At 37.5% G+C, this 15,495-nt stretch carries 11 protein-coding genes; 7 read left to right on the top strand and 4 right to left on the bottom strand.

Annotated elements, in window-relative coordinates:
- Window positions 1-15: 15 nt before the first annotated feature.
- Window positions 16-642, top strand: a complete 627-nt coding sequence (locus RGU12_RS06305; RefSeq protein ID WP_309535302.1) for an NUDIX hydrolase — start codon at window positions 16-18, stop codon at window positions 640-642.
- A 503-nt stretch (window positions 643-1,145) separates the two neighbouring features.
- A complete protein-coding gene (locus RGU12_RS06300; RefSeq protein WP_309535301.1) occupies window positions 1,146-2,342 on the top strand; it encodes an IS256 family transposase in 1,197 nt (398 codons plus the stop codon).
- Window positions 2,343-2,801: 459 nt separating this feature from the next.
- Here the strand turns inward: RGU12_RS06300 and RGU12_RS06295 are convergent, their stop codons facing one another.
- Window positions 2,802-4,883: a transglycosylase domain-containing protein gene (locus tag RGU12_RS06295; protein WP_309536278.1), complete on the bottom strand. Its 2,082-nt coding sequence runs from the start codon at window positions 4,881-4,883 to the stop codon at window positions 2,802-2,804.
- A gap of 245 nt (window positions 4,884-5,128) precedes the next feature.
- The gene (locus tag RGU12_RS06290; RefSeq protein WP_309535300.1) at window positions 5,129-6,271 is read right to left on the bottom strand and encodes an MFS transporter; all 1,143 of its coding nucleotides are present in this window, start codon (window positions 6,269-6,271) and stop codon (window positions 5,129-5,131) included.
- A 131-nt stretch (window positions 6,272-6,402) separates the two neighbouring features.
- On the opposite strand from RGU12_RS06290, the gene RGU12_RS06285 reads away from it, so the two are divergent.
- The 5 genes from RGU12_RS06285 to acnA all read left to right on the top strand — a co-directional run bounded on the left by RGU12_RS06285 (window position 6,403) and on the right by acnA (window position 13,279).
- Window positions 6,403-7,272 (top strand): LysR family transcriptional regulator, encoded by an 870-nt coding sequence (locus RGU12_RS06285; protein WP_309535299.1) that lies wholly within the window; start codon window positions 6,403-6,405, stop codon window positions 7,270-7,272.
- 130 nt (window positions 7,273-7,402) lie between these two features.
- Window positions 7,403-8,386, top strand: a complete 984-nt coding sequence (locus RGU12_RS06280) for a tripartite tricarboxylate transporter substrate binding protein (RefSeq protein WP_309535298.1) — start codon at window positions 7,403-7,405, stop codon at window positions 8,384-8,386.
- Window positions 8,387-8,452: 66 nt separating this feature from the next.
- Complete coding sequence (prpB, locus tag RGU12_RS06275) at window positions 8,453-9,361, top strand: methylisocitrate lyase (RefSeq protein WP_309535297.1); 909 nt, start codon at window positions 8,453-8,455, stop codon at window positions 9,359-9,361.
- A 12-nt stretch (window positions 9,362-9,373) separates the two neighbouring features.
- Window positions 9,374-10,513, top strand: coding sequence for a PrpF domain-containing protein (locus tag RGU12_RS06270; protein ID WP_309535296.1), 1,140 nt, complete (start codon window positions 9,374-9,376; stop codon window positions 10,511-10,513).
- Between the two features lie 75 nt (window positions 10,514-10,588).
- Window positions 10,589-13,279 carry an aconitate hydratase AcnA gene (gene acnA / locus RGU12_RS06265; protein ID WP_309535295.1) on the top strand — a complete coding sequence of 897 codons (2,691 nt, stop codon included), beginning with the start codon at window positions 10,589-10,591 and terminating at the stop codon, window positions 13,277-13,279.
- 52 nt (window positions 13,280-13,331) lie between these two features.
- Here the strand turns inward: acnA and RGU12_RS06260 are convergent, their stop codons facing one another.
- Both RGU12_RS06260 and RGU12_RS06255 read right to left on the bottom strand, forming a co-directional pair.
- Entirely contained in the window at window positions 13,332-14,840 is a 1,509-nt protein-coding gene (locus tag RGU12_RS06260) for a tripartite tricarboxylate transporter permease (RefSeq protein WP_309535294.1), read from the bottom strand.
- 16 nt (window positions 14,841-14,856) lie between these two features.
- Complete coding sequence (locus RGU12_RS06255; protein ID WP_309535293.1) at window positions 14,857-15,306, bottom strand: tripartite tricarboxylate transporter TctB family protein; 450 nt, start codon at window positions 15,304-15,306, stop codon at window positions 14,857-14,859.
- Window positions 15,307-15,495: the final 189 nt, after the last annotated feature.

Genomic DNA, 15,495 nt, shown 5'->3' with positions numbered 1-15,495 from the left:
TATTCGAGGTGAACTATGGAAATCGATAATATTGTCAATGTCGTCAAAAATCGAACTCCATCCCTATTAGGTCTTGGTGAATTCAAACGCTTTTCCATTCTTCTTCCTTTGATAAAAAAAGAGAATGAAGTCCATATCCTATTTGAGGTTCGTTCAAGCCAACTAAGAAGGCAGCCAGGTGAGATTTGTTTTCCAGGTGGGAAAATGGATTCAACTGATAAAGATGAAAGACATACAGCGATTAGGGAAACAATGGAGGAACTAGGAATAAAAGAGAGTTCGATTACAGATGTAAGTCCATTAGATTATTTTGTATCACCATTTGGTACGATTATTTATCCATTTGTCGGTGTGATAACCAATCCTGATGAGATTCGCCCGAATCCAGCAGAAGTTGGCGAGGTGTTTACGGTACCATTGTCATTTTTTCAGGCTAATCCGCCGCAAATTTTCAAAGTGAAATTTCATGTTGAACCCGAAGAAAACTTCCCATTTAACGATATCATTGGCGGCGAGAATTATAAGTGGCAGGTAAGAGGAATGGACGAATGCTTTTATTATTATGAAGATCGTGTCATATGGGGCTTAACAGCCGGTATCTTAAAACACTTTTTGGAAGTTGTTGAAAAAAGCCCTAAATAGAGGGCTTTTTGTTCATTATTGAGTGAATTAGTGTTAGGTTAACTGCTTTATCATTCATACAGTTCCATGATATCCCAGATATTAGGAGGTTTGCGTTACCCGAAAGACCGTGGAGGTACCCGGTATACCAGATATTAGGAGGTTGACGTTACCCGAAAGGCCGTGGAGGTACTCGGTATACCAGATATTAGGAGGTTGACGTTACCCGAAAGGCCGTGGAGGTACTCGGTATACCAGATATTAGGAGGTTGACGTTACCCGAAAGGCCGTGGAGGTACCCGGTATACCAGATATTAGGAGGGTGGTGTCCCTCGAATGGCTGTAGAGGTACATGAGGTACCAGATATTAGGAAGCTGGTGTCCATCGGATGGCCATGGAGATGTACGATATACCAGAAAATAGATTAAGTCCGTATAATTGTGTAAAAAGAAAATGAGTCATTTTATTCCTTTTTGTCAACAATGTTTAACGACCAAGAAAAACATAGAAAAGAGGAATAATAATGACTCAAATACAGTTTAACCTAGATCTCGATCTTTTAAAAGAATCAGTAATGAATTCTGATATTGACTCTGTAATTAAAGCTTCGATTGTTCTTGTATTAAATTCTGTGATGGAGAAAGAACGTGACGAATATCTACAAGTTGGAGCTTATGAACGTACTAATGACCGATTTGATTCTCGTAATGGGTACTATGAGCGCGAGCTCATTATGAGTATTGGTAGGGTGAATCTAAAGGTTCCTCGTACTCGCAACGGAGGATTTTCACCTTCCTTGTTTGAAAAATATGCACGGTGTGATCAAGCATTTGTACTTTCAATGCTAGAAATGGTTGTAAACGGTGTGTCTACTCGAAAAGTCAAAAATATAGTTCAACAATTATGTGGTGAAAGTGTTTCAAAGTCTTTTGTTTCTTCCCTTACTGAAAAACTCGATCCAATTGTCAACGCATGGGCAAATCGACCGTTGAATACGACATACTATCCTTATATTTTTGCTGACGCTATGTATATTAAAGTGCGCGAACATAATCGTGTTGTATCAAAAGCTGTTTATATTGCTACTGCCATTACGGAAGAAAACCGCCGAGAAATCCTTGGAGTAAGAGTAGATCACGTAGAGAGCTATGATGCATGGAAAGCCTTTTTACACCACTTACAATCTAGGGGAGTACAATCGCCAAAACTATTTATTACAGATGCACATCCTGGCTTAAAAAAGGCTCTAAAAGAGGTCTTTGTTGGAACGGTTTGGCAACGTTGTACAGTACATCTCAAGCGAAATATCTTTAATGTACTTCCCAAAAAAGGGATAGATGAAGAAAAACTTGGTTTAAAAAGAATTTTTGAAGCTGTAAGTGTAGAGGATGCCCGAAAGTTTAAAGATGAGTTTCTTGAACGTTTTGGAGAAAATCCAAAACTGGAGAAAGCAATTCAAACTTTAGAAGATGGCTTCGAAGATGCAATCCAATACCTAAATGAACCGGTAAGATTTCAACAATATATTCGTAGTACAAATTCACTGGAACGCCTAAATCAAGAGGTTAGAAGAAGAGAACAAGTCATCCGAATATTTCCAAATACTCAATCTGCATTTAGAATGATTGGAGCTATCCTTATGCAAGTAAATGAAGAACTTGAAATGAAAAAAAACACAAGAAGTAATGAGGGGATTAGAAAAAAGTCACCTGCCAAATAACGTCGGAACGCCTAATTTCGAATTGACATTGAGCCTCCGGCGGGCATGATGTAAAGCCAGGAAGCCAGGAGTTTAACAACACCTGGCTTGCCCTCCAGGCTATCATACCCGCCCCTCAAAGTAAATTCGAAATAAATGTAGTGTCTCTATACAAATTTTTAATTGGCCGATTATCGTTGTTGACACTTTTACACAACATTAAGGACTTGACTAGAAAATAGGAGGATGGTACCCCTCAAATGTCCGTAGAGGCACATGGTTATACCAAATATTAGGGGGATTGCGTCCCCTGAATCATCGTGGTGCTGCACGAAGTACCAGATATTAGGATGATGCTGTCTCCCTAATGTCAGTGGAGTGCATAGAATACCAAATACTTGGATGTTAACGTCACTCCAAATGCCACTATTGGATCAATTAAAAAGAGTATTGCTCGATTGAACAATACTCTTAGCAAATCTAGTTTCCAAGTAATCCCTGTACTTTTTCTTTCACTTTTTGACTAACATCCTTCAAGTCTTTTTTAGCTTCTTCCAGAACCAGCTTCCATTTTGCACTTTCTTCTTTTAAGGCTTCTTCTACTTTTTCAGCCTTTTCTTTGATTTCTTCTTTTGAAATTGGTTTTCGATCCTCTTGTCCGGATAGCTTCGCATTAACCGAGACGACATCAAACGAATCCACTTCCATCGATGGGAGCATTTCCTCCATCATTGCTTTAAAAATAGGAACGATATAATCTGAGCTGCTTCCTTGAATATAATGAGTTTTATCTGTTTTGTCATAGCCTAACCAAACAGCACCAACGAAATTAGGTGTATATCCGACAAACCATTGATCCTTTGTACCATTTATACCTTTATAAGGAAGCTGTGTTGAACCCGTTTTTCCGGCTAACTCAACTCCGGGGATTTTTGTTCCCTTACCTGAACCTGTTTCTACTACGTTTAGAAGCATGGACGTCATATCATCGGCTACTTTTTTGGAAGTAACTCGAGTTGTCTTATGTTTATGTTCAGCCATCACATTTCCGGTTGGTCCTACTATTTTAGAAATGAGATGTCCATCTGGTCGTTTTCCATCATTTGCAAAAACGGAATAGGCCTCTGCAAGTTGTAATGGTGAAGTCCCTTTATGCATACCACCAAGTCCAATTCCGAGGTATTTATCTTCATCGGTATAAGGAATGCCAAACCTTTTTAAAGCATCAAGTCCTTTATCAATTCCAATTTGGTCTAACAGCCACACGGTCGGTGCATTCAGGGAATTCTCTAATGCATCATACATCTTAACCTCACCTTGGTAGGTTCTTGAGAAATTCTCGGGTGTGTAATCGCCATATGTTTTTAACTCATCCTTGAGCACGGAAGTTACCTCATATCCTTCTTCAAGTGCAGGAGTATAGACAGCTAGTGGCTTTATCGTTGACCCTGGCTGTGCCTGCAAATGGGTGGCACGATTGAAACCACGGAATACATAGTCACCACGGCCTCCGACTAATCCGAGTACTCCACCTGTTTCAGGATGTAACATAACGGCTCCACTTTGGACGAGCACATCTCTACCTTTTGGGAAGAGGTAGTCATTTTTATAAACAGCTTCAAGTGATGCTTGAATCTGTTGATCCATTTCCGTATAAATTCGGTACCCACGAGTAAGGATTTCCTCTTGAGTTAGGCCGTATTTTTTAATGGCTTCATCAAGAACAGCATCTACATAATAGGGATAGTTTCTTTGAATATAACTACCGCCGCCGTCCTCAAGCTTAATTTCTTCCTTTTTAGCTTGTGCATATTCATCGTCAGATATCATCTTTAATTCATGCATTTTCAAAAGTACAGTATTTCTTCTCTTGATTGCTCCATCGTAATTTCGATAAGGATCTAATGCAGAAGGAGCTTGGAGAAGTCCAGCTAACATTGCCGCCTCACTAATCGATACATGTTCAATATCTTTATTAAAGTACTTTTTAGAAGCTTGACTTATTCCCCATGAGCCATTTCCAAAGAATACCTGATTCAAATACATTTGCAAAATTTCATCTTTAGAATAATGTTTTTCAATTTCTAACGCTAAAAAGAGCTCCTCGATTTTCCGTTTATAGGTCTGTTCAGGAGAGAGAAGTGCATTTTTTGTCAATTGCTGACTAATCGTACTTCCTCCACCAGTAATTCTTCCTGCAAATAGATTATTAAAAAAAGCACGCATGATTCCTTTAATATCAAAGCCATTATGGCTATAAAAGCGTTCATCTTCAATTGCAATGACTGCATTTTTTACATGGGCGGGTAGTTCTTCAACCTGAATACCTTCCGTTCGATTTGTGACAATATTGGTGGCAACCTCACCGTCTTTATCATAAATAACAGTGGCTTGGCGCAAACCGTCCTTCAATGACTGGACGTTCGCTTGGGTTGCCATGAAAGCAAAGAAAAGCATGGTCACTAAAATAAAAACTAACATAATCAGCAACAAAATCTTTGTCAGATGCTTTTCACGCCAAAATCGTTTAATAGATTCCCTGACACGTTTTATATATGGCATTATTTTTTCAAATATACCTCTCATATTTGTTTCTCCAATCGTTAGGATGCTTGAACTTATATTTTATAACAGTTATACGGATATGAGAAATAAAATATGACTTTGTATAGTTAATGGCATTTTTAATAGGTTGTATATTTATTAAACTGTAGTTGTAGGAGAGAGGTTAATAGATGAAAAATGAGGATTTTATGTTGTCATTAATAAAGCCTGCAGCTATCCTTCATGCTGTAGGCTTACGTATTCTATGAAGCTAGTTTGCTTTTCCTTTCTGGCTTAATGGCAAATAAACCGCCAAGTAAAAACGTGCCACTGATAAAAAAAACGGAGAAAATTCCAGCCCATGAACCCACCAAACCAAAGAAGACTGGGGCAATTAACTGAGACAGCCGATTTGAGGCAAGTCGCAATCCCAGTACTTCACCAGTCCTTGATTTTGGTGAAGCATTATAGGTGGTTGTCATCGAAAGAGGTTGACCACATCCCAACCCAAGTCCCATCATGGCGCTTAACGCACCTAATATAATCACATTTCCTGTAAACGGAACTAATAAAAATGATATTCCAGCCATAAAAACGGATGCAATTAATACAATGTCTCTTCCTAGCCTTCCTGTTAAAGCTGGTAATAAGAATCGAACGAGAATAATCGCAAGTCCCTGAATTGAAATAATCCAACCAATCGTAGATGTCGAAATCCCATACTGTTTAGCAAATAGCGGAAAATAAGCGATGAATATATCCTTTGAATAAAGAACAAGTGCACTTGATATTAATGCTTTTCGTAATAACGGCATTTTTAATAATCCGACAGAAGCAGTGATGCTCATTTTTTGCTTAGTTTCTTGCTTCCGAAGAACCGGAATAAAAAACGAAATTAAAATAGGAACAATATTAATAAAAATCGAAGCAAGGAATACAGAAGAATAAGAAATGTGTTCTCCTAAATAACCTCCGATGATGGGACCAATCATTGCCCCCATCGCGGTAGCAATCCCAAACAAACTGTAATACTGATCACGCTTTTCCTCTGTCGCAATATTTCCAAGGATGTTTTGTAAAGATACCGTAATAAAGACGGCTGCTGTTCCTACAATTAATTGTGAAATAATCAAACTCAGCATGGAAGGAAAATAATAAGGAATGACCATCCCAATTGAAATCCCGATTAATCCAAAAAACACAGGTAATCGGTCCCCGATCTTATCGGCAATTCTCCCTGCATGAATGGCAAAAATTAAAGGAAAGAAAGCATATGCTGCTGTTAAAATTCCAATATCAAATGTATTCGCTCCCATTTCGGAAGCATATAACGTGATGATGGGTCTAGTTGTGTTTAATATCGTTTGAAAACCAGTACAGATGATGATGACTATCCAAAGAATCATGTTTTTCCCCTCACCCATTAACTCAATCTTTCTTATGTACTGATAAATATAGTATATTGATAGATATAAGTAAAATATCGTATTTGTATTGGCTGTCATAAAATTTCTGAATATCTAAAGGGGGGAATGGAATGCGGAGTCAGGATTGGGAAATCCTTAAAGTCCTTTATGAAAATAAAAATATAACAAAAACGGGTAAACAATTATTTATTTCACAACCGGCCTTAACAAATCGAATTAAACAAATTGAAAAAGAATTTGGGATTAAAATAATTAATAGGGATAGACGCGGTGTCAAATTTACACCACAGGGAGAATACCTTGCTAAAAGTGCTGAAGAAATGATTTTAAAATTAAGACAAATAAAAGATAATTTGACCAATATGGAAAGCAAAGTGGTCGGAACCATTAATTTAGGTGTTTCAAGCTTTTTCACTAAATATAAACTTCCGCAATTATTAAGGGCTTTTAAGGACAAATATCCGAATGTAGAATTCAAAGTAACAACTGGATGGAGCCGAGATCTTTTCCATTCTTTATATAAAAAGGATATTCATATTGCATTTGTTCGCGGTGAATATACATGGATGGAGCAAAAGCGATTATTATTTGAAGACCAACTTTGTGTTGCCTCAAAAGAAGAAATTGACTTAAAAAATTTACCAGATTTGCCTAGAATCAATTATAAAACTGACAATTTCTTAAAATCTATTATTGACCACTGGTGGATGGAGAATTATACAAAACCCTCGATGATTACAATGGAGGTAGACCAAGTCGATACTTGTAAAGAAATGGTCGTAAATGGACTTGGATATGCAATAATGCCAAGTATGATTTTAAAAGGAAATGAAGATATCCATAAAGTGTTTATCAAGGATAAAGAAAATAACCCGTTAATACGTAATACATGGATGCTCTATCATAATGAATCATTAGAGGTAAATGTAATTAATGCATTTGTCACATTTATTGAATCATTCGATTTGCATGATTTGTAACTCTCGTGAACTTTATGAACAAAATGATGTTATTATTGTTAAATTCCTTTAAATTGAAAACGATTACATTTATCTTGATTAAAAGTAATATAAGGTTGTGAAAATTAAGAAAGATAAAAGGGGTGGAACAATGAAAAAACTATTTTCATTACTAGCAATTTTAGCATTAGTGTTTGTTGCAACAGCATGTTCTTCAGGTGCTTCAGGGAAAAAAGATTCGTTTCCAACAGGAAATATCGAGCTTATAGCTCCAGCAACTCCAGGGGGAGGTTGGGATGCAACTGCTAGAGCAATCCAAAAGATTTTAAAGGATGAAGGGATTGTAGACCAAAACATTAATGTTGTTAACAAGCCAGGGGGAAGCGGAGAAGTAGGTTGGCAATATCTATCCACAAAGGATGCACATCACCTTGCAATTAACTCAAGTCTTGTGATTACAAACAATTTACTAGGACAAAGTGAATTAACGTATAAAGACTTTACTCCACTAGCAATCCTAACAACTGAGTGGATTTCAATTGCAGTAGGAAATGACTCAGAATTTAAAACTGCAAAAGATGTTATGGAACAATTGAAAAAGGATCCTACATCTTTAACAATCGCAGTTGCACCAGGATTAGGTAACAATGATCACCTATCATTTGTACAAGCAGCGAAGACATACGGTGTTGACGTATCAAAATTAAACTTCATGATTTATGAGAGTGGCGGAGATGTAGTAACAGCTCTTCTAGGTGGTCACGTAGATGTAGCTACAATGGCAGTTTCTGAATCTAAGGATCAGCATATTGCTGGTAACTTCAGAGTAATTAGTGTTTCTTCTGATGAAAGAATTGAAGGCTTAGAGGATGTTCCTACTTGGAAGGAACAAGGAGTAGATATGGTATTCCCACACTGGAGAGGAATCATGGGACCTCCTGATATGAGTGAAGAAGAAATTGCTTACTGGGATAAAGTAATCGGAGAAATGGTTGAAACCGATGCTTGGAAAGACCTTGTGAAAAATAATGAATGGTCTTCATTCTATAAAGATAGCAGTGAAACAGCTAAATTCTTAGAGGAACAAACTAAGATGTATGAAACATTAATTAACGAATCTGGATTAGTTGACTAATGCTAGGGGCCCTATTTCGATAGGGTCCTTCGTTCTTTCATTAATTCAAAGAAGAGAGGGAATATCATGACATGGCTTGTTGAACAGCAAAAAAGTCAAAAAGAATTAGCAGAAGAATTTAAAAGTTATCTATCAGCGGGGCCAATCTTAAAAATTATGGGTGCCCATGATGGAATGGCTGCTTTAATGGCAAAAAAGGTTGGGTTTAAGGCATTGTATTTATCTGGTGGGGCTTACACAGCTAGTAGAGGTTTACCAGACTTAGGTGTTTTACACTCTCAAGAAGTTGCAGAGAGAGCACGCGACATTATTCGTGCATCCAATTTGCCACTATTAGCGGACATTGACACAGGTTTCGGTGGAATCTTAAATGTTGCTCGAACAGCAAAGGAAATGGTTGAAGCAGGTGTTGCGGCCGTACAGATTGAAGATCAAGATTTACCGAAGAAATGTGGTCATTTGAATGGGAAAAAATTAGTTTCTGCAGATGAAATGGCGCAAAAAATTAAGATCATTAAAGAAGTTGCACCATCATTAGTTGTTGTCGCTAGAACCGATGCACTTGCTGTCGAAGGTCGAGAAGCTGCAGTTGAAAGACTAAGAAAATACGTGGAAGCGGGTGCCGATGCGTTATTCCCGGAAGCCCTAATTACAGAGGAAGACTTTAGAGCTTTCAGTAAAGAATTTGATGTTCCTTTATTAGCAAATATGACGGAGTTCGGAAAAACACCATACTTTTCAGCAGATGAATTTGAATCATTTGGTTACTCCATGGTCATTTACCCAGTTACTTCTTTACGAGCAGCAGCGAAAGCATATGAAATTGTGTTCTCGGAAATATTTGAAAAAGGAACGCAGCGTGATGTATTAGGCAAGATGCAAACACGAAAAGAACTTTATGAAACAATTAAACTTCATGATTATGAGGATTTAGATCAAGAAATCGCCAAGACCATTGTTCCTGAAATGAAGTAAGGAGGTAGAAAAATGTCACAATTCTCTGTTCGGTGTGTTGTGTATAGAGGTGGTACAAGTAGAGGTCTCTTTTTTCATGAAAAGGATCTACCAATAAATAAAGAATTACAGCACAGAATATTTTTAGAAGGAATTGATGCATATAATCCCTCACAAATAAATGGCTTAGGAAGCGGTACATCGCACTCAAGCAAGGTGATGGTCATTTCAGAACCAACTGTGAAAGGTGCAGACCTTGATTATACGTTCTATCAGATTGGGATTGGAGAGGCAGTAGTCGATGATGAAGGAACATGTGGAAATCTAATGGCTGCCGTCGGAGCATTTGCAGTTGATGAAGGACTAGTTCAAACAAATCCGAATGATGATTTTATTACGGTTTCTGCTTTTAATAAAAACATAAATAAATTGATTGAGATGCAAGTACCATTGTCTAACGGTAATGCAAAGGTTTCCGGTGAATATTTGATGCCAGGAATCGTAACACATGGAGCGAAAATTATTGTCAACATCCTCTCACCCGGTGGAGGAAAGACGGGAAAAACAATACCGATTGGTCTAAAAACTAACGTAGCTACTCAAAAAAGAAATTATGCCACATCATTTGTTGATATTGTTAATCCTTTTGTATATGTAGCTGCAAAAGATTTTGGATTATCAGGTTCTGAGAACAATAGTGTAGTAGGGGCAGACCAAGAACTATTATCTGAACTTGAAGAAATTCGTTTGAAGATGGCAGTTGCAAGTGGCGTGGCAAAAAACGAGTACGAAGCGAAAAGTATTCCTTCTATTCCAAAAATAGCACTTGTAGCAAGTCCACATGATTATGTAACTTCTACAGGAAAAAAGATAAAGGCTGATGACATTGATATTGTAGCAAAAATGATTTCAATGAAACGGTTCCATCGAACATTTGCAGGTAGTGGTTTATATAATTTGGCTGCATCTGCACTGCTTGAAGGCACAATTCCGAATCATTTTTCAAGAAAGAAAGATGGAAGCATCGAACAAATCATTCGGATTGGGCATCCGGAAGGAATTGCAGAGGTACGTGTGAATTTAACAGAGGAACTACGAGATGTAGCTTCAGTTGGTTTAGACAGAACAGCACGAAGAATAGTAAAAGGTGATTTATATATTCCTGAAGGATAGTACGTACTAAATAGTCTAGTTTGACATCTACTAGACTATTTTTTCACTTATTAGTACAACAAGGGAGGCAACTAAATGAGTGTATCAGAAGTTTCATCAACGTTAAAAAGAACTTTACATGTTGATGGGAAAGAATACCGTTATTTTCGAATAAATGAATTGGAAACGAATGGCTACCCAGTTTCTTCACTTCCATTTTCAATAAAGATGCTCCTCGAGGCTGCGATTCGGCATTTAGACGGAAAACATATCACGACTACCCATATTGAACAATTAGCAGACTGGGAACATATGCAATGGGAGAAAAATGAAGTTCCATTCAAGCCAGCTAGAATTGTTTTTCAAGACTTTACGGGGATCCCTGCAATCGTTGATTTAGCCGCCATGAGGAATGCTGTGGAACGAAAAGGCGGAGATATCTCCCGCATTAATCCACAAATTCCTGTTGATTTAGTCATTGATCATTCCATGATTGTCGACCATTTTGGTCATAATGAATCCTTATCAGATAACCTTAAGCTAGAATATGAGAGAAATTTAGAAAGATACCGCTTTGTAAAATGGGCACAAAATAGCTTTTCAAATTTTAGAGCTGTACCACCTTCAAACGGAATTGTTCACCAGGTTAATTTAGAGTATTTGGCTACTTCTATTGTCACAAAAAATGAGAATGGAGAAACCATTGTCTACCCGGACTCTCTGGTAGGAACAGATTCCCATACACCAATGATTAATGGTCTTGGAACAATTGGATGGGGAGTAGGCGGTATTGAAGCAGAGGCAGCGATGCTTGGACAACCTTTATATTTTGTTATTCCAGAGGTAATTGGAATTAAACTAATTGGAAAACTACAGGAGGGTGTAACTGCCACAGATCTTGCCTTAACAATAACAAGCCTTCTACGTAAAAAGGGGGTAGTCGGGAAGTTCGTTGAATTCTTTGGGAAAGGATTAACAAATATATCCCTAACGGACAGGGCAACGATTGCGAATATGGCGCCAGAATATGGAGCGACTATGGGCTACTTCCCGGTTGATAAAGTGACATTAGATTATCTTGAACTTACAGGTAGGGGAGATAACAAATCATTAATTAAGGCATATTATGAAGCCCAAGGATTATTTAGAACGGATGAGACTCCTGATCCAAAGTTTACCGAAACCCTTGTAGTGGATTTAGACTTAATCAAGCCAACGATTGCAGGACCAAAAAGACCACAAGACAGTATTGACTTGCGTTCGATGAAGAGTGAGTTTATTAGTATCGTAACTAAGCCAATCACAAGTGGAGGATATGGACTGGATGAAGCAGAGCTAAATAAACATGTCGAATTAAAAGAGGGTGGTAGCATCGGTACTGGCTCGCTCGTACTCGCTGCAATTACCAGTTGTACAAATACTTCAAATCCGAGCGTGATGGTAGCAGCAGGTCTAGTTGCCAAAAAGGCATTAGAACTAGGGCTACAGAAGCCAGACTATGTAAAAACAAGTTTAACACCAGGTTCACGTGTAGTTACAAAATATCTTGAAGCATCTGGCCTTCTACAGGCTTTAGAAGAGAGTGGCTTTTATATCGATGGTTATGGCTGTGCAACTTGCTGTGGCAATAGTGGGGCTCTTATAGAATCTGTCGAGGAAGCAATTACGGATAGCAATCTTCTAGTCACTTCTGTTTTGAGTGGAAATCGTAATTTTGAAGGTCGTGTCCACCCGCTTATAAAAGCCAATTACTTATGTTCTCCTCCATTGGTTGTTGCATATGCGTTAGCTGGATCAGTAAATATTGATTTATATTCTGAATCAATTGGTAGTGGTAGAGACGGATCCCCTGTTTATTTAAAAGATATTTGGCCTTCAACAGACGAAATAAAAAAGGTCCTTACATCTACCATTAATAAGGAACTCTTTAAGGAAGAATACGACCGGATTTTTGAAAATGAAGTTTGGTCATCGATTGATTCATCAAAAGGACACCTTTATAGTTGGGATGATAAGTCAACATACATCCAGGAAGCACCTTATTTTCTTGAAGAGAATTCAGATGCTAAAGCGGAAGAAAATTTTAAAAAGATGAAGACTTTATTGATGTTGGGGGATTCTATTACAACTGACCATATTTCTCCAGTAGGACAAATTCCAGTAAATAGCCCCGCAGGGATCTTTTTAACGGAAAAAGGCATTCCAGTTCGACAATTTAATTCATATGGCTCAAGACGCGGGAACCATCACGTCATGGTTCGTGGTACATTTGCGAATATTCGCATTCGAAATAAACTAGCTGATGGAAAAGAAGGTGGATATACAAAATACCTACCTACAGGTGAAATCATGCCAGTTTATGATGCTGCAATGAAATATAGAGACGACAAACAAAGCCTTCTTATCATCGCGGGGAAAGAATATGGAACAGGAAGTTCACGCGATTGGGCGGCAAAAGGAACGGCGTTATTGGGGGTTAAAGTGGTTCTTGCTGAAAGTTTTGAGCGGATCCATCGTAGCAATCTAGTAGGTATGGGTGTATTACCGCTTCAATTCTGTGAAGGAGAGAATGCGGAAACCATACAATTAGACGGAACGGAAGATTTTGAATTACGAGGTTTAAACGAAAGAATGTCACCAGGTCAAAAGATCCAAGTAATCGCAACGAAACATAACCAACTTGAACCAGTCGAGTTTACGGTAATCGTGAGGTTAGATAGTATAGTTGAAATTGAATATTATCAAAAAGGTGGTATTTTACAAACGGTTCTTGAAAATCTACTATAAAATAAGAAAACCCTTAGCACAATTGCTAAGGGTTTTACAATGACTTATAATCCTAAAGGGAGCTATTTTCGTTTAACTCTGCCTTTTTCTTTCTCCTGCTGTTCATGAATAATGGATAAGTAAGTGATAAAATTGTTAAGATTAATAGTGTAATCGAGATAGGTGAGCTAACAAAAATATCTAGATTACCATGACCAGCTACAATACTTTTTCTGAAGTTTTGTTCCATATCTGTTCCAACAATTAAAGCTAGAATCATTGGAGCGATTGGGAAGTCGTATAGCTTCAAGAATAAACCGATGATTCCAAAAATAATTAAGATATAGAAGTCTATTATTGTGTAGTTCATTGTGTAAGCCCCAATAAATGCTAGGACTAAAATAATTGGATAAAGAACCTTTGCAGGTACATCTAAGATTTTTATAAACACACCAACCATAAATATGTTGATAAGAAATAAGAAAATATTACCTAAAAACATACTATCGATTAAGCTCCATACCATATTTGGATCACTTTCGAAGAGAAGAGGCCCTGGTTTAACACCGAGCATGACAAGTGCTCCTAGCATTACAGCAGTTGTTCCAGAACCTGGGATACCCATGGTTAATAATGGAACGAACGCACCGACCGCTGCGGCGTTGTTTGCTGTTTCAGGGGCAGCTAATCCTTCAATTGCCCCTTTCCCGAATTCTTCAGGGCGTTTTGATAGTTGTTTTTCCGTACTGTAGGCCATTAATGAAGCAATCGCTCCTCCAGCACCAGGTAGAATACCAACGATAAAGCCTAGTGGGGAACTACGAAACATTGGCCACTTTGAACGTTTCCAGTCATCTTTAGTAATCCACACTCGTCCTAATGTATTTTTCTTGCCAAGTGGATTATCAATCGTTAAGTAGTTGTATAGGATTTCCCCAATAGCATAAATACCAATAATGATAACTAAGAAGTCAATCCCATCACTTAAATGAACATTGCCAAATGTAAAACGGTGTACTCCTGTCTGAAGGTCAATACCAACAGTTGCTAATACTAGTCCAATTCCCATTGAAATAAACCCTTTAGTCATATTTCCAATCGATAATGAAACGACAGCAGATAATGTGAAAAGCATTAATAAAAAGTATTCAGCCGGTCCAAACTGTAAGGCGAAATTTGATAAAGGCTTTGCTAAAAACATAAAACCTATAACAGCGACAAAACCACCAATAAGTGATCCGATTGCAGTAATGGCAATCGCTGGGCCTGCACGACCTGCTTTTGCCATCTGATAGCCATCAAATGTTGCAGCAACAGCTGATCCGTCACCAGGTGTGTTAATTAAGATGGAACTTAATGATCCGCCATACATGGCACCATAATAAATAGTTGCCATTAAAATCAACGCACTTGTCGGATCCATACCGAAAGTAACCGGGATTAAAACCGCAATTGCTGTTGCTGGTCCTAAGCCTGGAAGCATACCAACAATTGTTCCTAAAAATCCACCAAATACAACAAAAAGTATATTTTCTGGTCTAAGTACCGTTGCAAATCCTTCAAGAATTCCTTGTATATCCATGTTATCCCCCCTTGATCTACGGTAAGCTTACGTCTAGAAGTTGAGAAAAGGCGTACCATGATCCCAAACTAAATAAAACAGCTACACTAATGTTAACCTTCCATTTTTCTTTCCCATTCACAATAAATAAAATTGCCGCCATAAAGAGTATTGTGGAGATTAAGAATCCTAATCTTTCAAAAATGAGAGTATAAATCAATGATATTACCAATGTAGAAATAATTAAAAAGGGAACTCTACCCTTGAACAATAACTTTACTTCATCATTTTTTGGATAGTGATTTCTTAATTCTTTAATGAAATAAATGACACTTACTATAAAAAGAAAAATACTAACTATTAATGGAAAATAGAGAGGACCATTAGGATCTCCCAATTTGGCCTTTGGTAGATTAATAGTTGATATAAAGTAAATAATGCTAATTAGAATTGAAATAATCGGTAGAATTAATCTAGTTGCCCCCATTTTAAAACCTTCCTTTCTGTAAACATTTTATGGTTGAAAACTTTTCTTTCTTTTTTATACACCCCTTAAATGAAATAAAATTGCTAGTTATGCCAATGTGTTTATTTTAAAATTCAGACACAAATTTGTAACCGTTTTCAAAATAAGTTATATAAAAACCTATAAAATCTTTTTGTTCATTTTGTTCAT

This window comes from Ferdinandcohnia sp. QZ13 (genome assembly GCF_031324165.1).
Classification (GTDB): domain Bacteria; phylum Bacillota; class Bacilli; order Bacillales; family Bacillaceae_L; genus Ferdinandcohnia.
The sequence above is the reverse complement of the archived record's forward strand: the minus strand, read 5'-3'. Positions and strand labels throughout refer to the sequence as shown.

Excerpts from the sequence above, each read along its gene's own strand:
- RGU12_RS06290 (WP_309535300.1), bottom strand. The coding sequence starts at position 6,271 with ATGATTCTTTGGATAGTCATCATCATCTGTACTGGTTTTCAAACGATA.
- RGU12_RS06285 (WP_309535299.1), top strand. The coding sequence starts at position 6,403 with ATGCGGAGTCAGGATTGGGAAATCCTTAAAGTCCTTTATGAAAATAAA.
- prpB (WP_309535297.1), top strand. The coding sequence starts at position 8,453 with ATGACATGGCTTGTTGAACAGCAAAAAAGTCAAAAAGAATTAGCAGAA.
- RGU12_RS06305 (WP_309535302.1), top strand. The coding sequence starts at position 16 with ATGGAAATCGATAATATTGTCAATGTCGTCAAAAATCGAACTCCATCC.
- RGU12_RS06260 (WP_309535294.1), bottom strand. The coding sequence starts at position 14,840 with ATGGATATACAAGGAATTCTTGAAGGATTTGCAACGGTACTTAGACCA.
- RGU12_RS06255 (WP_309535293.1), bottom strand. The coding sequence starts at position 15,306 with ATGGGGGCAACTAGATTAATTCTACCGATTATTTCAATTCTAATTAGC.
- RGU12_RS06280 (WP_309535298.1), top strand. The coding sequence starts at position 7,403 with ATGAAAAAACTATTTTCATTACTAGCAATTTTAGCATTAGTGTTTGTT.
- RGU12_RS06300 (WP_309535301.1), top strand. The coding sequence starts at position 1,146 with ATGACTCAAATACAGTTTAACCTAGATCTCGATCTTTTAAAAGAATCA.
- acnA (WP_309535295.1), top strand. The coding sequence starts at position 10,589 with ATGAGTGTATCAGAAGTTTCATCAACGTTAAAAAGAACTTTACATGTT.
- RGU12_RS06270 (WP_309535296.1), top strand. The coding sequence starts at position 9,374 with ATGTCACAATTCTCTGTTCGGTGTGTTGTGTATAGAGGTGGTACAAGT.
- RGU12_RS06295 (WP_309536278.1), bottom strand. The coding sequence starts at position 4,883 with ATGCCATATATAAAACGTGTCAGGGAATCTATTAAACGATTTTGGCGT.